This window comes from Nostoc sp. JL23 (assembly GCF_017115065.1).
Lineage (GTDB): Bacteria > Cyanobacteriota > Cyanobacteriia > Cyanobacteriales > Nostocaceae > Nostoc > Nostoc punctiforme_A.
On the sequence record NZ_JABXKN010000109.1, the window covers coordinates 96,470 to 118,566 of the forward strand.

Annotated in this window: 14 protein-coding genes and 2 pseudogenes; 9 read left to right on the forward strand and 7 right to left on the reverse strand. The window is 41.9% G+C overall.

What is annotated here, in order from left to right; genetic code table 11:
• The first annotated feature begins 31 nt into the window (after positions 1–31).
• Entirely contained in the window at positions 32–364 is a 333-nt protein-coding gene (locus tag HWQ42_RS22425) for a hypothetical protein (protein WP_292816243.1), read from the forward strand.
• Here the strand turns inward: HWQ42_RS22425 and HWQ42_RS22430 are convergent.
• The 3 genes from HWQ42_RS22430 to HWQ42_RS22440 all read right to left on the reverse strand — a co-directional run bounded on the left by HWQ42_RS22430 (position 346) and on the right by HWQ42_RS22440 (position 4,306).
• Complete coding sequence (locus HWQ42_RS22430) at positions 346–819, reverse strand: hypothetical protein (protein WP_292816245.1); 474 nt, start codon at positions 817–819, stop codon at positions 346–348. The two genes, HWQ42_RS22425 and HWQ42_RS22430, sit on opposite strands and share 19 nt — an antisense overlap.
• Positions 820–940: 121 nt before the next feature.
• The gene (locus HWQ42_RS22435; protein ID WP_292816247.1) at positions 941–1,102 is read right to left on the reverse strand and encodes a hypothetical protein; all 162 of its coding nucleotides are present in this window, start codon (positions 1,100–1,102) and stop codon (positions 941–943) included.
• 15 nt (positions 1,103–1,117) lie between these two features.
• Positions 1,118–4,306 (reverse strand): WD40 repeat domain-containing protein, encoded by a 3,189-nt coding sequence (locus tag HWQ42_RS22440; protein ID WP_292816249.1) that lies wholly within the window; start codon positions 4,304–4,306, stop codon positions 1,118–1,120.
• 342 nt (positions 4,307–4,648) lie between these two features.
• Here HWQ42_RS22440 and HWQ42_RS22445 point away from each other — a divergent pair, with 342 nt between their 5' ends.
• A complete protein-coding gene (locus HWQ42_RS22445; protein WP_292816251.1) occupies positions 4,649–7,078 on the forward strand; it encodes a GH116 family glycosyl hydrolase in 2,430 nt (809 codons plus the stop codon).
• A 1,929-nt stretch (positions 7,079–9,007) separates the two neighbouring features.
• Positions 9,008–9,477: pseudogene (locus HWQ42_RS22450) on the forward strand (HetP family heterocyst commitment protein).
• Positions 9,478–10,353: 876 nt separating this feature from the next.
• Here the strand turns inward: HWQ42_RS22450 and rpe are convergent.
• Positions 10,354–11,061, reverse strand: a complete 708-nt coding sequence (rpe, locus tag HWQ42_RS22455; protein ID WP_094349276.1) for a ribulose-phosphate 3-epimerase — start codon at positions 11,059–11,061, stop codon at positions 10,354–10,356.
• Between the two features lie 271 nt (positions 11,062–11,332).
• Between rpe and HWQ42_RS22460 the strand changes: the two genes are divergently transcribed.
• Positions 11,333–12,928 carry a S8 family serine peptidase gene (locus HWQ42_RS22460; RefSeq protein WP_292816253.1) on the forward strand — a complete coding sequence of 532 codons (1,596 nt, stop codon included), beginning with the start codon at positions 11,333–11,335 and terminating at the stop codon, positions 12,926–12,928.
• Between the two features lie 399 nt (positions 12,929–13,327).
• Positions 13,328–14,659, forward strand: coding sequence for a serpin family protein (locus HWQ42_RS22465; RefSeq protein ID WP_292816255.1), 1,332 nt, complete (start codon positions 13,328–13,330; stop codon positions 14,657–14,659).
• 218 nt (positions 14,660–14,877) lie between these two features.
• Here the strand turns inward: HWQ42_RS22465 and HWQ42_RS22470 are convergent, their stop codons facing one another.
• Positions 14,878–15,480, reverse strand: coding sequence for a hypothetical protein (locus HWQ42_RS22470; RefSeq protein WP_292816256.1), 603 nt, complete (start codon positions 15,478–15,480; stop codon positions 14,878–14,880).
• 883 nt (positions 15,481–16,363) lie between these two features.
• On the opposite strand from HWQ42_RS22470, the gene egtC reads away from it, so the two are divergent.
• The 3 genes from egtC (at position 16,364) to HWQ42_RS22485 (ending at position 19,693) form a co-directional block, all read left to right on the forward strand.
• Positions 16,364–17,176 carry an ergothioneine biosynthesis protein EgtC gene (gene egtC / locus HWQ42_RS22475; protein WP_292816257.1) on the forward strand — a complete coding sequence of 271 codons (813 nt, stop codon included), beginning with the start codon at positions 16,364–16,366 and terminating at the stop codon, positions 17,174–17,176.
• A 578-nt stretch (positions 17,177–17,754) separates the two neighbouring features.
• Entirely contained in the window at positions 17,755–17,964 is a 210-nt protein-coding gene (locus HWQ42_RS22480) for a hypothetical protein (RefSeq protein ID WP_094349271.1), read from the forward strand.
• A gap of 64 nt (positions 17,965–18,028) precedes the next feature.
• Positions 18,029–19,693: an FAD-dependent oxidoreductase gene (locus HWQ42_RS22485; protein WP_292816259.1), complete on the forward strand. Its 1,665-nt coding sequence runs from the start codon at positions 18,029–18,031 to the stop codon at positions 19,691–19,693.
• 86 nt (positions 19,694–19,779) lie between these two features.
• Here the strand turns inward: HWQ42_RS22485 and HWQ42_RS22490 are convergent, their stop codons facing one another.
• Positions 19,780–20,100, reverse strand: coding sequence for a multidrug efflux SMR transporter (locus HWQ42_RS22490; protein WP_292816269.1), 321 nt, complete (start codon positions 20,098–20,100; stop codon positions 19,780–19,782).
• Between the two features lie 311 nt (positions 20,101–20,411).
• Here HWQ42_RS22490 and eis point away from each other — a divergent pair, with 311 nt between their 5' ends.
• On the forward strand, positions 20,412–21,590 hold the full coding sequence (gene eis, locus HWQ42_RS22495; protein ID WP_292816261.1) for a GNAT family N-acetyltransferase: 1,179 nt from the start codon (positions 20,412–20,414) through the stop codon (positions 21,588–21,590).
• 325 nt (positions 21,591–21,915) lie between these two features.
• On the opposite strand, the pseudogene HWQ42_RS22500 reads toward eis, so the two are convergent.
• Positions 21,916–22,097, reverse strand: a pseudogene (locus HWQ42_RS22500) (hypothetical protein); the annotation flags it as partial.

Consider the following 22,097-nt stretch of genomic DNA (forward strand, 5'->3'; position numbering starts at 1 on the left):
TGTTCTGAACTTGGAGTACCGAGTTTTGAGGGTGAAAGATCGCCTTTCATTAACTATCATTCACTCTTGGATCTCGGATGTTGTAGTTCAAAGCACAAAGTTCCGAGTTAAAAAGGAGAGCGATCGCCTTTGGATCTCGGATGTTGCTGTTCAAAGCTCGAAGTTTCGTGTTCTGATCTCGAAATTTTGTGTTCAGAGGGTGAAGCTTCGAGTTCAGAACTCGGAACACCGAGCAATTTACTCCAACATCCGAGTTCAGAACTCGGAACGCCGAGCAATTTACACCAACATCCGAGTTCTGAGCTTCAACATTGCACATAAGAAGTGCGATCGCCGAGCTATTTTCTACAACGCTGCGGCTTGAGGCTTGGATTTCCGAGATTTACGGGCGAACCTTTGCCCCATTTCCTCAACTACTCCATCTAAACCAGCGCCTTGTCCACTAGCTTTGGCATAGTTATACACCTGCAACGCGGCTGCATAAGCTTCACTACCCACTGCTATAGATGTATCATCCAGCAACTCTTGTAATTGCGACAAAGACAGCAGTACTGGATACAAAGCTTCAAATAATTGAACGTCTTTCCGCATTTCATTGAGGTCAAACGATCGCGGCAAAAACTCTGGGTTCTGTGTCGCCACCTCCAATGCTTTACTGACAAAGGCGCGGCTTTTATCTCCCATCTTGGGTAAAGCTTTCCGCTCCTCGTTACTTAAATCAATCAAAAATGGTAATTTGTTTTTAATGGTGGCGATCGCTTGCAACACAGCATCTCTATCTGATTGCGCTAGTGTTGCACTAATTGGGGCTGTGGACATAGAAATTAGTCTCCAGTATGTTGCTTAATTTTAAAGTGCCCACATATACCAGTTTAATTGCAATAACACTAATAAAAATTCCAAGGACAAAGGGTGAGCTTTGTCAAAGTGCGGGTTACGCCTAAGCCTTTAACTCACCATAATTTATACCAATTTGAAAAAAGAATGCGACAAATACACCACTTGTAGAGACGCGATTCATCGCGTCTTTACCCAAGGATGTGTTGCTACTGCCTTTATAGCCGTCTGCAATTGAGTCGAGTGCAGACCTTCTTAGAGGCACAGCAATGCCGTGTTTTTAACCGCTTACTTTACTCCAAACATATTTTTGGCAGGTTTCGCAGGCGGCTTTTGCTTCCTCTGTTTGCGGATTGGTGAAGACGGGATGGTAACGTAACCTGTCACAACAAACTTGCAACCATGCACGCCAGTCACCGCGCCACAAACGCACAGTGCCATCTTCACCGCCGCTAACAATCGTCTGCCCATCGGCGCTAATGGCGACAGAATAAACCCAACCCTCATGACCGCGTAAAGGTTCAGCTAAAGCAAGACCTTGCAGGTTCCACAAACGCACAGTGCCGTCATCACCGCCGCTAACAATCGTCTGCCCATCGGTGCTAATGGCGACAGAATAGACCCAACCTTTATGACCACGCAAAGGTTCAGCTAAAGCAAGACCTTGCAGGTTCCACAAACGCACAGTGCCATCACCACCGCCACTAACAATCGTCTGCCCATCAGCGCTAATGGCAACAGAATTGACAAAACCCTGATGACCGCGCAAAGGTTCAGCTAAGGCAAGACCTTGACAATTCCACAACCGCACAGTGCCGTCATCACCGCCACTAACAATCGTCTGCCCATCGGCACTGATGGCGACAGAATTGACATAACTCTGATGACCACACAAAGGTTCAGCTAAAGGAAGACCTTGCAGATTCCACAACCGCACCGTGCCGTCACTACCACCACTGACAATTGTCTGCCCATCGGCACTAATAGCGACAGAATAAACCCAACCTTTATGACCAAGCAAAGGTTCAGCTAACGCAAGACCTTGGTAGTTCCACAACCGTACCGTGCCGTCAGTACCGCCACTGACAATCGTCTGACCATCGGCGCTAATGGCGACAGAATAAACCCAACCCTTATGACCACGCAAAGGTTTTGCGGAAGGAAGACCTTGGTAGTTCCAAAATCGCACCGTTCCGTCAGTACTACCACTAACAATCGTCTGCCCATTGGTACTGATAGCAACAGACCTAACATTGCCTTCGTGACCGCGCAAAGGTTCAGTTAAGGGAAGACCTTGGCGATTCCACAACCGCACAGTGCCGCCATCACTGCCACTGACAATCGTCTGCCCATCGGCACTGATGGCGACAGAATTGACATTACCCTGATGACCGCGCAAAGGTTCAGCCAAGGAAAGACCTTGGCGATTCCACAGCCGCACCGTACCATCAGCACCACCACTGACAATATTCTGTCCATTGGCGCTGATGGCGACAGACCTCACATTACTCTCATGACCATACAAAGGTTCAGCCAAGAGAAGACCTTGGGAATTCCACAACCGCACCATACCGTCAGCACCACCACTGACAATCGTCTGCCCATCGGCACTGATGGCGACAGAAGAGACATCATTTTTATGTCCACGCAATGGTTTAGCTAAGGGAAGACCTTGGCGGTTCCACAACCGCACCGTGCCATCAGCACCACCGCTGACAATTGTCTGCTTATCAGCGCTGATGGTGACAGAAGATACATTACCCCGATGACCGCGCAAAGGTTCAGCTAAGGAAAGACCTTGGTAATTCCACAACCGCACCATACCGTCAGCACCGCCACTGACAATCATCTGCCCATCAGCACTGATGGCGACAGAAGAGACATTACCCTGATGACCGCGCAAAGGTTCAGCTAAGGAAAGACCTTGGTAATTCCACAACCGCACCGTACCATCAGCACCGCAACTGACAATCGTCTGCCCATCAGCACTGATGGCGACAGAAGAGACATTACCCTCACGATCGCGCAAAGGTTCAGCTAAGGGAAGACCTTGGTAATTCCACAACCGTACAGTGCCGTCAGTACCACTACTAACAATCGTCTGCCCATCAGCGCTAATAGCGACAGAAGAGACATTCCCCTCATGACCGCAGAAGGGAATCGAGACTCTTGCTTTATTCACCACCCGATTTAAACTGTTTTGAACTGATGCAAGAATCTGCTGGGGTAGTTTTTCTTGATTCTCCCCCATAGCTTGAATTGCCAAAACTAGACTATCTAGGGGTTGTAAGGGCAATAAATCGTCTACTCTAGCCGCTTTCTCTCGCAACTGGGATTCAGTAAGCGCCCTTTCTATCTCGGCAATCCGGTCTTTGTCATCGGCATCGCTGCGCTGGTAAAAATCCTCATCTTGTTGGGGTGATTGCAAATCAGGCTGCAATTGTTGCCAGCTATCCCTCACCTCCGCCAGCAATCCCTTTTGCATTAAATATTTGTCATCCGGTCTTTCGTTTAACCATTCCCGTCGGGTATTTTCTAATGTATCGCTCAACGGCCACAAGTCTCGGTCTTGTTGTCGCCACTGGGCAAACTGCTGCCAACTTTCAATTAAAGCTTCATGGGCTAAATCAATCCAGACTTCTCCTTTTTCATCTTTCCCAGTAACTAATAAGCGTCCCGTAACCAATCCCGCTTCACCATCTAGTAACTCATTAAGTTGTTGCTGTTGATTGGCATCATCACCTGCAATATTTAATAATGTGGCTTTTGCTTGGCGCTGTTGGGTATCCTTTTCTCCCTCTCCCGTTCGCACTAACCGCAGAAAAATCTGCTTAATCCATTCTTTTTCTTGCTGACTGCGTTCTTGAGTTGGGGATTCTTTCTCATAATCTTGGTAGTGATAAACATTTTCTGCATGGAGATTTAACACCGCAGTTAATCCTCCCAATTTTTCATACTCTTCTTGGGTGAGTTGATGTTTCTTTTGCTCGCGTTTATCCCAGAGTTTAGTTAAGGCAAACTCTAACAGTGACAAACTCCCTGGTTCTTGTTGAAAATTTTGGAGAATTTTTAATGCTCCTGCTTCTTCAACACCATGAACCTGAAGCTTGGCAGGTTTGGCAATTGTCTCCTTTAAATCAACTCCAGTTAAAGACGGCATAAAAACTGCCTGCGTTTGAATCAGCTGAGTCAGAGAAGGATTATCTAAACAGGATTCCAGAAAATCGCCTCGCATAGTAATTACAACTGCTAACCGCGAATCATGAATCTCTACTACCCCAGTCAGTAGTTCAATAAATCTTTGCCGTTCTTCCTTATCTATACAAACTGTAAAAACTTCCTCAAACTCATCTACCACCAGCAAAAATTTTTCTGTGTTAGCCACAGTTTCTGCATCATTAATAGGTTTCAGGTTGCCTAAACTGTTGTCATCCTGAGCAATTTCAACCACAAGGGCGTATTGTGTCATTTTGTTTTGTTAAAACTATTGAGAAAAATACCTCTGTGCTTTAAAATACCCAAATTGACTAGTAATTTACCCATTAGAGTTAAAAACTCTAGATTTAAAATTCAAGTAGCGGTTAAGCAATACGCGATAGAAGCACAATATTAAAGTCTTAGTGGCTGGGATAAGCTCTATACCTTGTAGTTCGGTAGTAATTACGGGAGCGATGTCTAAAGGCGAGCTAAGACTAATTAGAAAATTTCAGCTTAAGTTGACACCGATGGGAATTACCGTGCTACTACCTTGAGAAAAATCTCACATCGCGCTAGTCTTCATTGACGTAACTGCACGCTGTAACATTAGGCGATGATAAATCAACTCTCTCCAGAAATTCCCTCTTGCACTTGGAGCCGTCCTATCGGCTTAGGCTGGAACAAACCTTATACCGTCCGCTACGCAAGTAATATCGATGATGGCCCTTGGCATGGTATGCCTTTAGGCGGCTTTGGTGCAGGTTGCATCGGTCGTTCTTCACGAGGAGACTTTAACCTGTGGCACATCGACGGCGGTGAGCATACCTTTAAAAACATTCCCGCTTGTCAATTCAGTGTGTTTGAATCCAATAGCACATCTTCCCAAGCCTATGCTTTATCTACCCAAGCGCCCGATGATAGTACTCTCAAGGCTTGGCAGTGGTATCCGATAGTTCCCAGCACAGAAGGGACGGGCAATTATCACGCGCTATATCCACGTAGCTGGTTTGTGTATGAAAATGTATTTCAAGCACAATTGACTTGTGAGCAATTTTCCCCAGTCTGGGCGGGTAATTACCAAGAAACTAGCTACCCTGTGGCGATATTCCTCTGGAATGCCCACAATCCCACAGATGCACCGATTACTCTCAGCATTATGCTCACTTGGCAAAATATGGTGGGCTGGTTTACAAACGCTCTCAAATCTCCCGAAGTGCGCGTGCGCGATGATGGTAGTCCGGTTTACGAATACCAACCGCGCTGGGGCGAAAGTCAAGGAAACTATAACCAAATAGTTGAAAATACACAACAGTTTGGCTGTGTTTTAGGTCGGGTTGGTAGTGATGAACCTTTGCAAGAAGGCGATGGAACTTGGTGTATTGCGACGCTGAAACATCCCCAAGTGGAAGTATTCCATCATAGTCGCTGGAATCCTGAAGGAACGGGTGAGGAAATATGGCAAAGTTTTGCTAAAGATGGCTCTTTGCCCAATTATGTTGATACTACTCCAGCAACAGAGAATACACAATTAGGGGGTGCGATGGCTACGCCGGCCGCAGGCATCGCAATCCGTTTCACTCTCCAACCAGGCGAAACTCTCGAAATCCCCTTTGTCCTGGCTTGGGATTTGCCGATAACAGAATTTGCGGCTGGAGTCAACTATTACCGCAGATATACAGACTTTTTTGGTAAAAATGGCAACAACGCCTGGGCGATCGCATCCACTGCATTACAAGAATACCAAACCTGGCGATCGCAAATTCAAAGTTGGCAAAAACCCATCCTCGACCGCGAAGATTTACCCAACTGGTTTAAAATGGCTCTATTTAATGAGCTTTATGACCTCACTAGCGGCGGTACTCTCTGGAGTGCAGCATCAGAACTTAACCCCATCGGTCAGTTTGCGGTGCTGGAGTGCTTAGATTACCGTTGGTATGAAAGTCTAGATGTGCGGTTGTATGGCTCTTTTGCTCTACTGATGCTGTTTCCAGAATTAGAAAAGTCGGTAATTCGGGCATTTGCACGGGCGATTCCTCAAGGTGATGATACTCCCCGAATAATTGGCTATTACATGACAATTAAAGCCGAAAGCCCGATTGCAGTTCGCAAAGTTGCAGGTGCAACACCCCACGATTTAGGCGCACCCAACGAACACGTTTGGGAGAAAACTAACTACACTAGCTATCAAGACTGTAATTTATGGAAAGATTTAGGTAGTGATTTTGTCTTGCAAGTATACCGTGATTTTTTACTCACGGGTGCTGACGATGTGGAATTCTTGGCAGATTGCTGGAATGCCATCGTTCAAACCCTCGACTACCTGAAAACTTTTGACCTCGACGGCGATGGGATTCCTGAAAATTCTGGTGCGCCTGACCAAACTTTTGATGATTGGCGATTACAAGGTGTCAGCGCCTATTGTGGTGGGTTGTGGTTAGCGGCGTTAGAAGCTGCGATCGCAATTAGCGATATTTTATTAACTCATAAACTTGGCGATCTTGGCGTCTTGGCGGTTCAAAAATCCACTTATGAAACTTGGTTACGACAATCTCTTCCTATTTACCAAGAAAAACTCTGGAATGGGGAATATTACCGACTGGATAGTAAAAGTGGTTCCGATGTAGTGATGGCAGATCAATTGTGCGGACAATTTTACGCCCGACTGCTGGACTTACCTGATATTGTACCGAGCGATCGCGCCCTTTCTGCGCTGAAAACTGTTTATGATGCTTGCTTTTTGAAATTTTGTAATGGTGAGTTTGGTGCTGCTAATGGTGTTCGTCGTGATGGTTCACCAGAAAATCCCAAAGCTACTCATCCCTTAGAAGTTTGGACGGGAATAAACTTTGGGCTGGCGGCTTTTCTAGTACAGATGGGAATGAAAGATGAAGCGTTGAGGTTGACGCAAGCTGTGGTGCAGCAAATTTATGAAAATGGTCTGCAATTTCGCACGCCAGAAGCTATCACCGCAACTGGTACTTTTCGCGCTAGCACTTACCTGCGGCCAATGGCGATTTGGGGAATTTACTTAGTTATTAATTGACTATCAAAGCGGTTCTCGTTTTGATGTAATACACGTAGATGTCATTGGTGTCAACTTAAGCTGAAATCTTCTGAATGTATAAGTTTTACCCCCAGTCCCTCTCCCAAAATTAGCAGAAGGAAGCGAATTCTCCAGTTCCCCTTCTCCCAATATGGGCTACGGTGTACACACAAGTCTGAAATAGCTGATTAATCAGGGTTTTACCCCACCCTAACCCTCCCCGTATGTATTGGGGAGGGAACTAGATAGATTTTCTTATTTCCCCCAATGCATCGGGGGGATTAAAGGGGGTAATTCGACTTCTGTGTACAATGGATGTTTCACAATCCAATATCTAAAATCTAAAATCCAAAATGGTATAACCTGTCTTCATCTGAGAAAGCAGACTTTAGATTTGCGATTTTATTTTCCGAGTGTTTCCGGAAGCGAAGGAAAATTTCAGTAATGGTAAGAGTTGAAGCATTGAGAATTTAAAACTACTTTTTCAAAAAATGCAAATATTACTAGCTTTAGCTATAAATATTGCTAATGTTTCCCAGACTACGTTCACAATCAAAAACTAGGTTATGACGTGCCTATTCCTTTACTCAACAGCAAAGTTAATCAGATTGTAGCGCTGTGTGTTTGGCAATGATTAGCCAACATTAGGGCATACGCTTAAACCCCTACAGTTTGCGTAACTTAACGCCAGTAAATCTCACAGGTGCATTTCACCAACGCTTTACTACAAGCAGTCCAAACTTCAGGATGTGAAGCGCTATTCAGTGAGGACTAGTCTTAGTAAGCAGTCTTAGTAAGCCGGACTCATATTATAACCCTTGGATAGCTCATTGTCAAACAATTCATTGTGTAGTTGTCTGGAGAGATAAAGGCGATCGCATATTGATTTTTGATCTTGTACCACCATTAGCCCAATTGCCGCTACATTTGTACTCTCACTTTTATAACTCTTATAACTCTGTTAAATATTCATATCATATATAAATGATAATTTTCTGCTGAATCAACTTAACAATCTTCTGTATTAATTAGCTTTATATATATTATTAAATTTTCTAATATTCTACAAACTGAGCTTGCTACATTTTTTGAGTAAATCTATCCATTTGCAGATCTTTTTATTAACTCAGCTAAGGCTCGTTATAACTATCTATCTATATTATCTATGACCAGTAATTTTATTTTACAACTGGTCTATTTTCTGATGACTGGCTGATCCTTATGAAATATTTGCGTTCGGGTTACAGCGATTATATTTAGATACGCTAAAGCTGTAGTTTTGGCAAACAAATAAAGACAAGTCTAATAAGTATTATTGTCTAATCCAACTTATTCAAAAAATAGGTTCAATCCTATGGCTTTGAACGGTTTTATTCTCTATTGCCTAATATTTTTACAAGTTGTTTTACATTCTATTTAATGGTATTGTTTTCTAGTTACTCGATAATAATAAAGGTTTTAAAATGATATCGGGTGAGGGGTAAGACCCCCCAAGAATTAGCAAAAGAGGACAAAACTAAAAGCTGCACAATACACAAGGAAGTATCGGAATATATTCAGTAAATTTGACCTATAAATATACTAGATTAGGAGATGACAGTAACTACAAAAAATAGTATAAATACGAATGGTGTTATTAACGCTCAAAGATAAATATATTTTCTCTCTTAGTCTAAAAAAATATGCAAACTTCCCGGAAATTGCCTAATTCAACAGTAGTAAGAAATATAAGCGTGTGAACCAAGAAACTTTATTTACTTAAGGATTCTTATCCCTTGTAAACATCAAACACCGCTCCATTGCTGATAATTTGCCACAAGCAATTCAAGATTTGCAAAAAGGCTAGTACAGTTTGTACACCTCAATTGAAACATCAACAATCGCAGAGAAGAAAATAGTTTACTTCACCCAAAATAACTAAACACTATGATGAATCAAGACATTGCTGGTATTAGTAGTAACTTAGATAAGACAGTGAAAGCTCAACAATTTGACAAAGTAGTTGAAGCAATTCTTGCTGGAAAGTATTCTTGGGCATGTGTTTTAATGTTGCGATTTGGTGGTTATAATCCTCTCCATTACATTCCATATCGCACCTACAATCGATTGCTCAAAGAGAACTCTCAAGCAGATAGGACAAAACAACAGCAAAGTGAAAATCTAAAAATGCTGAAACATGCTCATGATTCTCGGTCTGATAATAATGTGTCGTCCGCTGCTTAAGCAAAATTAAAGACGTAGCTTATCTAGAAGTAGTTAGAAAGCAAAAAGCAGAAATCCGTGCGGGTAGTTTAGACCAGAGATTGACACAGCAAGTTAACGAACATCAATCAAGCAAATCGCCATTAAAACCAGAAAATGTTCAAGACATTTCCTTGAAATCCTGTGGATTCAATTAAAAAGTATTTAGAATCAATAGATTCTCCTCTAAAGCTGATTGATTATCTGAAAGCCTGTTATGCTAATTTGAAATCTATAGCATGACAGGTTTTCTATAGCAGTCATTAATTTGATAATTTTTTGTAAAAATCTGCCAAAATGGCAAATATATACTAATGATATTGGTAAACTAATAACAACTGCAATTTCAATTAAAATAGAGGTGATTTAGCAAGCAAGTTAATTTAAAAAATAAAATCAACGATTAGTTCTGACTATGAAATAAATCAAGCTGACTACTTTTGTAATCAGCATTTCATGGAGTAAATAACTCCTAGACCAAGACCAATAATCCAACCGTTGCTACTGGTGGTTCTTTTTTTGAGAAAGTCTGAGCAAAGAAAATTTGGTGAGGTGGATTCCCCCAATCCAAATTTTACACAGCTTTCACTGACTGCAGACAGTGCGAGTAATGCTGATAAAACTTTCTATCCTGTGGTTGGTGTTGCTTTAGTTAATAAAGCAAACGCTTAACATCAATTCCAGGAACAGAAATAGAAAAGTTACGGTGAAATTGTTGTCCTTGACTGGTAGAACTAGTAGCTCATACGCTTCTCTTTCGACTATTGTAATCCTAGTCCTCCCAACCTGGATTATCTTTGGTTTCTAAACTTTCAATTTATATAGCAACTACTGGAAGTTCAAAACTTGAATAGCTTCCAGTTTTTTATCTATATATAAAAATAAATAAGGTAGGCAAATTGCCTACCTTACTTTTTGTGAATACTAGACATCTGGTGAAATTAATCTAGAACCCTTGTAGAGAGGTAGCACCGTTACGTCTCTACATTCTTTTTCGCTTCCATGCTTAATGAATTGATTAATTCAAAAATGAATTAAACCTTGGCTAATTCTGGAGTAGGACTCTTGCTGTTGCGAATTGCTGTAATAGCCTCAGCATAATCTTTTGCGTTAAACACAGCTGAACCGGCGACAATCGCATTGGCTCCCGCTTCCAAAACTTGCCAGGTATTATTTGCCTTCAGTCCCCCATCCACTTCAATCCAGGGGTCAAGACCACGTTCATCACACATTTGGCGCAGCTTGCGAATTTTGGGTAATACACCAGGGATAAAGCTTTGACCACCAAAACCAGGGTTGACGCTCATAATTAGTACTAAATCGCACAAATCTAGAACATATTCAATTAGTTCTAGAGGGGTACCAGGATTAAGTACAACACCAGCTTTCTTACCAAGCTCTTTTATTTGCCCCAAGGTGCGATGCAGGTGTGGAGAAGCGTTATGCTCGCAGTGTACGGAGATAATATCAGCACCAGCCTTAGCAAATCCCTCTACATACTTTTCTGGCTCCACAATCATCAAATGGACATCCAGCGGCTTGGTTGTAATCGGACGAATCGCCTCCACAATCAGAGGGCCTATCGTAATATTAGGTACAAAACGACCGTCCATGACATCAACATGAATCCAATCTGCTCCAGCTGCATCTACGGCACGAATTTCGTCACCCAGGCGACTAAAATCGGCTGATAGGATAGATGGAGAAATTACAATGGGCTTTTGAGATAGGTTTTGGGTCATGGCTAGTGGATTTTTAAGCGTCCTCGTCTGTACGCATTGTAACAAAACATTGAACAAGACTCATAATTTTGATCCCGGTTTTTTGGGGAGTGGGAGTGGGGAGGCAGGGGAGCAGAGGAGCAGAGGAGCAGGGGAGCAGAGGGGCAGGGGAGCAGAGGGGCAGGGGGACAGGGGAGACAAGGGGACAAAAGTTAGATCCCTTATCTTGTTGTCCTCTTCACCATACCCAATGACCAATGACAAATGACAAATGACAAATGACTAATAACTAATGACTAAAAAACTAACCTGGATATTTTGGGGATTAACTGCTTCTTGTCTGAGTGCGCCAGTAATTGCTTCAGCTTTAGAATCTGCACTAGGAACTAACGGCATTGATGCTCTGAAGCTACACAAACCTCCTTATAATTTAATCGGTCGCAAGATTGCTATTGGTCAAGTGGAAATTGGCCGGCCGGGAATGTTTGGGTGGGATAAGGCGGTGTCTAAAAATCGTGCCATATCTTTAGCAGCGGTTTTCTTACGCAATGGCCCAGCTAAGTCTAATAATGGTGTTGACCCCCACGCTTACAATGTCGCTGGTGTAATGGTGAGTCAAGATAAAGCATTACCAGGAGTTGCGCCGGGAGCGCGATTGTATTCATCAGCGGTGGGTTCGACTAAAAACATGGGTCAGCCAGAAGAATGCTTATCGGCACAGCACATAGCGCTCCAAAATAGTGGGGATGTCCGTGCTATTAACTTTAGCTTTGGAGAACCTCTGAGCCGCGATCCTCGACCGGAGGCTACTTTAGACGGCAATGCTTTACTAACTTTATGTGTTGACTGGTCTAGTCGCGCTCATGATGTTTTGTATGCGATCGCTGGCAACCAGGGTAAGGGTGGTATTCCTATTCCTACCGATAATTTTAACGGAATAAACGTGGCTTTTTCATCCCGCCGAGGGGAAGTCTTTAACAAAGTAGACGTGGCGAATCTGGCGGGTGTTAACCAAGGGGTGAGTGGAAGACTGGCTGGAAGGGAATTTGACCTTGATGGGCGTCGCGCTATCAGTTTAGTTGCTCCTGGCAATAATATTCCCTTGCTTAATCCAGATGGCAAATTGAACAAGGTTACAGGTACAAGTTTTGCGGCGCCTCAAGTTACAGCTACTGTTGCTCTGTTGCAGGAACTTGCTGACCGACAGATGCGAACAAAACAACCCCACTGGAGCATTGATTCTCGGCGTCATCAAGTAATGAAAGCTGTATTGCTGAATTCAGCAGACAAAATTTTAGATAGCGGCGATGGCTTAAAGTTGGGAATGACTCGGACGCTAATTGATAAACAAAATCAAAACTGGCTAGATTCTGATGCTTATAAAGATCCAAAAATTCCTTTGGATGCCCAAATGGGAGCGGGTCATTTAAATGCATTTCGCGCTTATCAGCAATTTAATGCTGGTCAATGGCAAGCATCAGCAGCAGTGCCAGCTATTGGTTGGGATTATCGCACAGTTGATGTCGGAGCATCTGTTGACTATATATTAGCAAAACCGTTAAAGCAGGGAAGTTTTGTTGCTGTCACCCTAAGTTGGGATCGATTGGTAGAACTCAACGATAAAAATAAAAACCAGCAATATGACTTAAGTGAAAGTTTTCGCGATCGCGGCTTAAATAATCTCGACCTCTACTTAGTAAAAGCTGATGCTCAAAATTCTGAAGCTGGTGCTATTTGCTCCTCAATCAGCCAAATCGATAGTGTAGAACATATTTTTTGCCCTGTTCCTGCTGCTGGCAATTACAAAATCCGTGTTCAGTTTCGTCAAAAGCTCAATGAAGCGACTCAAGCCTATAGTTTAGCTTGGTGGAGTGTTCCTGTTAATTGAAATAGATTAGCACAAATATCTGTGTAAAATTACAGTATTTTTCTCGTTCTCATGCTCCGTATGGGAACGAGATTTCATGCTTCTGAGAAAGGTTATTCGATCTATAAAAACCTAATAAAAGTGGTTATTTTATGATTACGTAGCTTACAATACGTTTATACGTAAAGATAAAAATTCTTAGAAATCAAAATTTTTTATCAGTCGTCTGTATAGCCGTCTCAATAAGGAATTAGCAACTCCACAAGTTGTGTTTAATTACTCTGAGCTACTAATTTGCTGTTACGAAAACTGTAACAGTCCCATTTTTCTATTGGAGTAAATGCAATAGTTAGTCATTGACACAGTATCTGCGTCAACTCTGAGCACAAATCGGGAATCTTTGGCAAGTGAGGTAGCAGAATGAATCGCCATAAATTGAGTGATGCGAAAGAAAATTTCCTGCAAAGACGTTACGGTGTTAGTCTAGGCAGACGTTATGCTCTGGCAGCTGCAAGTGTCGTTTTATTCAGTGTATTAGGGTGTTCTCAAGTCGATAGTAATAAAAGTGCCCTTGCCCAATCTAGTTTACCTCAGCCAGAAACTCCATTGCAAAAAAAAACAGCGAAAACGGATACAAAAATCGTTGAATCTAGCAATAAGTTTGGCTTCAAACTATTCTCAGAAGTTCTGAAAAACGATTGGGGTGAGAAAAATATTTTTATCTCACCTTCGAGTGTTGCGATCGCTCTTGCTATGACTTACAACGGCGCTAGCGGTTCGACTCAACAAGCAATGGCAAAAACCCTAGAATTACAGGGGATGAATCTACCAGAAATCAACTCTTCTTACGCGGCGGTATTAAAACAGCTTTTAGACAATTCAGATGCAAAAGTGCAATTGAAAATCGCTAACTCACTTTGGGCAAATCAAGATGTTAGCTTTGCACCAGACTTTCTCAAGAGAACCCAGGAGTTCTATCAAGCCAAAGTCAGCAATTTAAACTTTAAAGATGCCGCCGCATCTAGTATTATCAATAACTGGGTCAAAGAAAATACTAATGGCAAAATCACTAAAATAGTTGAAAAAATTGAACCAAATCAGGTATTATTTCTGATTAATGCCATATATTTTAAAGGTAATTGGACTAACGAGTTTGATAAGAAACAAACTGCTCCATACCCTTTTTACATCACATCTGGTAGGCAAAAACAACACCCAATGATGTCACAGAAGGGTGATTATACATACTATGAAAGCGAAAAATTTCAGGCAGTTAGTTTACCTTATGGGAAAGATGGTAAGATAAGTTTTTATATCTTCTTACCCAAAAAGAATTCTAACCTCAAAGCCTTTTATCAAAACTTGAATATTGAGAACTGGGAAAAATGGATGACTCAGTTTAACAATCAAAAAGGGTTTATTCGTCTACCCCGATTCAAAACAGATTACGATATTACACTCAATGATGCTTTAAAAACTTTAGGCATGAAGGAGGCTTTCAGCAACAAAGCCAATTTTTCTGACATGGGTAAAAATTTTGCCATTAGCCAAGTCAAGCATAAAACTTTTGTTGAAGTGAACGAAGAAGGGACTGAAGCGGCGGCGGCTACTTCAGTGGGAATAGTAGCAACATCTTCGAGACAAGAACCAGAACCATTCCGAATGATTGTCGATCGTCCTTTCTTCTGTGCCATCAGGGATAATCAAACGGGAAACATTTTATTTATGGGTTCAATTATCGAACCACAATGAGGATGTAGGAGGGATTGAAGACTTTATCTTTTTAAAAGAGAACTTCCAAAAAATAAAATCCTCAGTGAATATAAATGATTAATTTACATTCACTGTATGTGCGGATAGTAATACCAATTCAATTAATGATTGCAACACATCTTTGGCTAAAGACGCGATGAATCTCGTCTCTACAAATGGTCTATTTGTCGCATTCTTTTTTCAAATTGGTATAATTTTTATAAATCATTATCTGTAAAGGGGACTATGGATGGTGAAAATCTTTTCAGTGATGGTGAAAATTCTAACCTCGCGGCATAATCATCTATTTGTGATAGTTCCATTTCAATTGTTTGCTGCTCTTTTTCATCAAAAAGCAACTGAATTTGATAACTTGTCCAGAATTGTTCACCTAGTTCATCTTCTAAATCAAAAGGCTGTTCTTCATCACCCCATATATTCGACCAAAGGACTATTTTATTAGCCCGAAAATGGTTTTGACCTTTTGTATTTCCAAGGACAAAATATACTTCGATATTTAAATTAAATCCCAAATCATCGACTTCTGCCTCTGCTATCTGACAGCTAACAACAATTAAGCTATCTGGGTTAACATCTACTACCTGCTGTTGGCGTTGTAATAATTCTTGAAATACAAAATTAGGTAATAACTTTGAACTCTCCTCATTTAGGTTTTTTTGAGTTTCTGGAGAGTAACGAGTTTTTAATTCTTGCGTAATTAAATTTAAAATATCTTCACTGGCTAAATTGAGAACTATCTGTTTATTTGCAGGCTTAAGGAAACATCCTTGATTAAGATTAATATGTTTTTTAATTGGCATAGTTCTCTAAAATCCTTATAATGCGAACGGATAATTTACAAATCAAGCTCAAACAAAGGTAATGAATAAATATTAGTTTAGCTTCTGTTATACATTTTTAGCAAGACGTAATTAACAGTAATTACATCATTTAAATGATAATTATAAATGACTGTGATTGCAGAGCTAAAAAAATATTCATCGGCTCAGGATAAAAATGCCACAGTGCTTGATTAAGTAACCATTAAAAAACAAGTGTATTGCTGCTGTCATCAATATCTTGGGCATCATCAACAGGTTTAGGCAAATCTTGGACTGTTGCAGTATCTTCAACGTAGTCATCTCTTTCTTCTAAAGAATTTTTCCTTGTATGAATCTAAAGTTAAACTAAAATTAATCATTAATACCAATCTCAAACTGGTGTTACCCATTTGGAAACACTAAATTTGAAAGCCTTCAAAATTTAACAGCATGGTCAGCAGCATGGTAAGTATTCTCGGATACCACGTAACTGAAGAAATCTACGATTTTTATTAACTGAACCGTATTGACTCATAATCAGTGTAGAACTGAACCGTATTTTCCAAACTTTGCTGTAATTTCAGCTTCAACCCCTTCCTGTCTAATTAGCAGATTAATATACATCATCTACGATGCAATACTAAAGTTAATTAACTTAATTTTTTTAGTTTCTTGTTCAAGAAGATAAAATCCTTAAATTTTAAAAAAAGATTTTTGAAAATTATAAACTAAACCATGACTAAAGTCACAGTTAAAACATACACAAGATAAACAATAGTTGTTAAATTAGTAGTGTTTTGTAATAATTGTCCAGTTAAAAAGTTCGATTTCTATCGGGGCTTGTGACTGATTTTTCTTACTCTTTCAGCAACATCGTTTTTTTATGTGTAGATTAATTGGCTATCTTGGTAACGCCATCCTCTTAGATGAGTTGCTGTATAAACAAGAGCATTCGCTCTACAAACAAAGTTACAGTCCTTTGGAATTAAAATCAGGAGTAGTGTGTGGAGACGGAGTAGGTGTAGGCTGGTACGACGAAGTGGGTAAACCCTTTATTTACCGAAATACTATCCCGCTGTGGAACGAACCGAATCTGGAAGAGTTGAGCAACTATGTACAATCCAGTTGTACTCTCGGCTATGTCCGATTAGCTGGGATAGGTGAATCCCTCGACATTAGCAATTGTCAGCCATTTCGTAGTGGGAAACTTTTGTTTGTGCATAATGGCGAGATATCAAACTTTCAACAAACTCTTTGTAGACCAATACGTGAGAGCCTCTCTGATTCCACTTACCGCCTGATTAAAGGCACGACTGACTCTGAACACATCTTCGCCTTACTAGTGGAAATGTGGCAGTCGTCTCCAAACAGCACTCTGTTGTCAGCATTAAATGCCACACTTCAAAAATTGACTAAGTTGGCATCAGAACACGACACCAGCTTTAGTGCCAATGTAATTGTCAGTGATGGTCAAGCAGTTGCAGCAATTCGCTATGCTTATCGCACACAAGCACCTACTCTTTATTGGTCTTATGATGAACTCAAGCAGCCAAACCAAGTTATTGTTGCTTCTGAGCCTTTATCCAATAACCAAAATTGGACTGCTTTTGATGAGCAAAGTGCGCTATTTGTTGAAGCCCAGTCATTACAGCCAACAATTAGCCGATTGGAGAGATTTGTTCCCATTGGGGTTTAGATAAGGATTGCGATTTTGTTTAAATTGAGCTTTTCCCTCTAAAGTTGGTGCAATGGTAGACAAGCATTGCTATTGCTTGTACCAAAAGGCAGCAGTTGGAAGCAAGTGAGAGAGACAACATAAATTATCCGTCTTACAACTCCTCTGGGAACTAGCTAGTGTCACCGATAGCGAACGCGAGTGCAGAAGCGTTAGCTAGTCATCGGTGACACAATCATCATTCATTTTATGGCTCCCTTGTACTCTGTCCATCACTGTACCCACGCAAGCCGGAGCGATCGCCTACTTACTTATAGTGCCGAGTACGAGTATAGAGGGAAACAGATGATTTCTTCAGACCTCACACGCAAGGAATGCCCTGTTGCCTGATTCAATCCAATTTCAGTTACCCTGAATGACCAAAATAGTTTTATGATTTTCTACGAAAGCATATTTGAAATTATTTAGGTTTACTACCAAAATATTCTCAAGCTCATCCTAAAACATGGTGAATAGTAAATCACCTTTAGCTAAATTCGTGCAATGCTGGTTTTGAACCTTCTTCCAGGGTCAAATAAAGTACAGGGAGATGCAAAAGTATGGCTGAACACTCATTTCATGACCAACTGAGTTTAGAGGAACAAACTGAAAAACTCGGCAAGCAAGCAGTAAGCTTGGGTTTGATTCCCAGCTTTGTAGTGCATTACTTTCCTGATACCTGGGTATTTTATATACCCAATCAAAGTCAATCGGAACCGCTGACACCAGAAGAGGCATACTTTCGTTTAAAGCAACTGGTTAAACAGTAGATATTTTGACGACAAATTTTTGAAGACAACGGCTAGACACTGCAATTGTTAAGTAACAGTAGTTATGGCGAAACCAGCAATTTTAACCGTCGATGACGATCCAGAAGTATTGCAAGCGGTGTCACGAGACTTGCGTCATCAGTATGGCGATCGCTTCCGCATTGTCCGGGCAGATTCAGGTATCACGGCTCTGGATGTGGTGCAGCAACTAAAATTGCGGAATGAAGCAGTTGCTCTATTTTTGGTGGATCAACGTATGCCCCAAATGGGAGGCGTGGAGTTCCTGGAACGAGCAAAAGGCATTTTTCCCGATGCGAAACGTGCCTTACTGACGGCCTATGCAGATACGGATGCTGCCATTAAATCGATTAATAGTGCCAGACTTGATTATTACTTACTCAAGCCCTGGAATCCACCAGAAGAGAGACTATATCCGGTTTTAGATGATTTGCTAGACGACTGGCTAGCTGGATTCCGCCCACCCTTTGAAGGCATTCGAGTCATTGGTAATCGCTGGTCGCCTTTTTCACATCAGGTGAAAGACTTCCTAGCACGGAACCAGGTTCCATTTAAGTGGTTAGATATTGAACTGGAGCCGGATGCAGAAAAATTGGTGGAATACGCCCAAGCTGATTGTAGACAACAATTACCCTTGGTGCTGTTTCCCGATGGTTCCCGGTTAATTCAACCATCTAATTTAGAAATTGCCGCCAAAATTGGACTGCAAACTCAGGCAGAGCGCCCCTTCTATGACTTAGCGATCGTGGGTGCTGGACCTGCCGGACTTGCAGCCGCCGTCTATGGTGCTTCTGAGGGATTGAGTACTGTCTTAATTGAGCGTGAAGCGCCAGGAGGACAAGCTGGTACGAGTTCGCGGATTGAGAACTATTTGGGGTTTCCTATTGGTTTGAGTGGCAATGATTTAGCAAGGCGGGGAGTGACCCAGGCGCGGCGATTTGGCGTAGAAATTCTCACTCCTCAAGTAGTAACTGGGGTTCGACTGGAAGATCCTTATCGGGTTCTGGAATTGGCGGATGGTAGCGAGATTAGTTGCCATGCACTTTTAGTTGCAACTGGCGTTTCCTACCGTTGGCTAAAGGTTCCAGGAGCCGAGAAGCTCACAGGAGCAGGAATTTACTATGGTGCTGCGATGACTGAGGCGATCGCCTGCACCAACGAAGAGGTTTACTTGGTAGGCGGGGCAAACTCTGCTGGACAGGCAGCAATGCACTTTTCTAAATATGCCAGCAAAGTGATTATGTTAGTGCGGGGTGAGTCACTAGCATCAAGTATGTCCCAATATTTGATTGACCAAATTGCCGCGACTGAAAATATCAAAGTTTGCACAGGTTGCAGCGTTGTGGAAGTGAAGGGAGAGGAACATTTAGAAGCAATTGTCATTGCCCATGCCAACACTGGACAAACCGAAACTGTGTCGGCGCGATCGCTGTTTATTTTCATCGGTGCTAGCCCCAAAACTGATTGGCTCGATGGCGTTATTCAACGCGATGCTCAGGGGTTTATCATCACAGGGCCAGACTTGCTGCATAATGGCAAATCTCCTCGTGGTTGGTCTTTAGAACGCTCTCCTTTCTTATTAGAAACCAACATTCCCGGAATCTTCGCAGCCGGAGATGTCCGCTACGGCTCAATTAAACGGGTGGCATCTGGTGTCGGAGAAGGTTCGATCGCCATTCAATTCGTTCACCGCTACCTAAGCAATGTTTAGCTAAAACAGCCAATACTAAGCTGTATAAAATCTGCAAACCCTCTCTCCTGCCCCCCTGCTCCCTACTCCCTGCCTCCCTGTCCCCTTCACTGACTTGCGTTGATCCCAATCACCCCGATGATGATTAAGGAGATCGACACAAGTTTGATTAATGTGGCAGATTCCCGAAACCAAATAATCCCAATAAGAGCTACTAGAATAGTTCCCAATCCAGCCCAAACAGAATAGGCGACACTTACTTCAAGTCTCTTGAGAGCAAAGGTTAAAAAAGTAAAACAAAGTCCATAGAAGACAAATATTAATACTGAAGGAACTATTTTAGTAAATCCCTCTGATAATTTCATGCAAGTTGTGCCTGAAACTTCAAAAATAATTGCAATTATAAGGTAAATCCAACTTGTTAACATATTTTTTGTAAGTGGTTTGTTAAGAGCAACTGCCCTAAAAATAGAATAAACAGTCCTGAAGTAACTCATTAAAAATTTTTACCAGTGTAATATCAATTCTCCATGAAGATGCTTTGGAGGGAAGGCGTAGCCGGGAGATAAATATATGCAGCTTCCCAAAGAAATGGTATAGGTATTCCAACATTTAAAACTAAACGTGCAGTAGTATAATTGAGGCTATTCCGGAGCTTTATGGCGATGAAATTGCTCAAGTATTAGGGCAACATCTGCTGTAGTGTGATTGTGTTTTTGTCCTACTAATGGTATGAGAGATGACGGCTCAATTTGAATACAGCACTCTTGCCGATCCACAGGATATTCAGCAGCTGATATATATCCTTGAGCAGTGTTTCATCAGCGGAGTTGGTGGCGAGGAAGCTTATATTAATCTCATTGGCGTAAAAAATTTCCGTATTATTCGGGGATTTGGGCAATTAGTTGGTGGATTGGCAACTCTGGATATGGGTCAGTGGTGGGGTGGTGTGCGTGTACCAATGACAGGAATCGCCGCAGTGGGTATTGCTCCAGAATACCGTGGTTCGGGAGCAGCGATCGCTCTCATGCAGCAGACGCTCAAGGAACTTTATGCTAGAGGTATACCGCTCTCTGCTCTTTATCCAGCTGTGCAAACTCTGTATCGAAAAGTCGGCTATGAGCAAGGGGGTAGCTGGTGTAATTGGGAAGTTGCTACTAGGAATATCCAAGTGCGAGAGCAATCCTTACCTTTGCAACCCATAGTGAATATCAATCATCAAGTCTTTCATCAACTATATCAGCAGCAGGCGAGACAAACGCATGGATATTTAGACCGACATCCCGCAATCTGGGAACGCTTAATTCAACCAGATGAGAAGGAAATATTTTACGCATATTTTATCGGTACAAAAGAGAAACCCGAAGGCTATATCCTCTTCAGTCAACATTCAAAAGAAGATGGCGTAATTTTGCGAATCAAAGATTGGGTAATTCTCACAGCCTCGGCTGCACAAACATTCTGGTCTTTTCTTGCCAGTCATCGCTCCCAAATTGAACACGTGCGATGGAGGAGTTCTGTAACCGATTCTTTGACATTGCTGCTACCAGAGCAAACTGCCAAACTTAAGAATACGATGCGTTGGATGCTGCGGGTAGTAGATGTAGTCAAGGCGCTGGAAATGCGGGGTTATCCTTCGGGAATTGAAACTGAATTGCATTTAGATATTCAAGATAATTTGCTAGATGCAAACAATGGTAAATTCATTCTTTCTGTTGCCAATGGACGCGGTGAAGTTACAAAAGGTGGAAAGGGTGAGTTGCAGTTAGATGTCCGAGAATTAGCACCACTATATACAAGTTTGTTCGCTCCCTACCATTTGCAAATAGCCGGAAAACTGTATGGGACAGAAACCGCTATTTCAGCAGCTACGCAAATATTTGCAGGTAGTTCTCCTTGGATGGCTGATTTCTTTTAACGTCAGATGTCAACCAACCTTTCTCTGCGTTAGTTCAAGTCTGTTCCTTTTGGGAGTCGGAGAGGGACAGTTTTGTGTAGTCAAACCAGCCAGAGGGATTAAAGTCTCCCGCAGCTTACTACCCCAGTAAGACTTGCTGGCTGTTTTTAATCGACAATGTGTTTTTGAGATTTGTGAGGATTTGCGATCGCTCTTGGAATCACTCTTTGTGTTTTTGAGATTTGTGAGGAATTGCGATCGCCTTTTAAATGTGCAAGCAATACGTTTTTGAGATTTGTGAGCATTAAATGTAGGTTGGGTGGAGCGGAGCGCAACCCAACACATATCAGGATGTTGGGTTACGCAAAGCCTCCACCCAACCATTTTTTTTGCTACATTTTTTTGCAACATTTGAGTAATGACACGCCAGTAGAGTGCGTTCTGGACACGCCGAAATAGCAAATGAGTTCGCCGAAATAGCAAATGAGTTCGCCGAAATAGCAAATGCGTTCGCCGAAATAGCAAATG

Excerpts from the sequence above, each read along its gene's own strand:
- HWQ42_RS22430 (WP_292816245.1), bottom strand. The coding sequence starts at position 819 with ATGTCCACAGCCCCAATTAGTGCAACACTAGCGCAATCAGATAGAGAT.
- HWQ42_RS22440 (WP_292816249.1), bottom strand. The coding sequence starts at position 4,306 with ATGACACAATACGCCCTTGTGGTTGAAATTGCTCAGGATGACAACAGT.
- HWQ42_RS22445 (WP_292816251.1), top strand. The coding sequence starts at position 4,649 with ATGATAAATCAACTCTCTCCAGAAATTCCCTCTTGCACTTGGAGCCGT.
- rpe (WP_094349276.1), bottom strand. The coding sequence starts at position 11,061 with ATGACCCAAAACCTATCTCAAAAGCCCATTGTAATTTCTCCATCTATC.
- HWQ42_RS22460 (WP_292816253.1), top strand. The coding sequence starts at position 11,333 with ATGACTAAAAAACTAACCTGGATATTTTGGGGATTAACTGCTTCTTGT.
- HWQ42_RS22465 (WP_292816255.1), top strand. The coding sequence starts at position 13,328 with ATGAATCGCCATAAATTGAGTGATGCGAAAGAAAATTTCCTGCAAAGA.
- HWQ42_RS22470 (WP_292816256.1), bottom strand. The coding sequence starts at position 15,480 with ATGCCAATTAAAAAACATATTAATCTTAATCAAGGATGTTTCCTTAAG.
- egtC (WP_292816257.1), top strand. The coding sequence starts at position 16,364 with ATGTGTAGATTAATTGGCTATCTTGGTAACGCCATCCTCTTAGATGAG.
- HWQ42_RS22480 (WP_094349271.1), top strand. The coding sequence starts at position 17,755 with ATGGCTGAACACTCATTTCATGACCAACTGAGTTTAGAGGAACAAACT.
- HWQ42_RS22485 (WP_292816259.1), top strand. The coding sequence starts at position 18,029 with ATGGCGAAACCAGCAATTTTAACCGTCGATGACGATCCAGAAGTATTG.
- HWQ42_RS22490 (WP_292816269.1), bottom strand. The coding sequence starts at position 20,100 with ATGTTAACAAGTTGGATTTACCTTATAATTGCAATTATTTTTGAAGTT.
- eis (WP_292816261.1), top strand. The coding sequence starts at position 20,412 with ATGACGGCTCAATTTGAATACAGCACTCTTGCCGATCCACAGGATATT.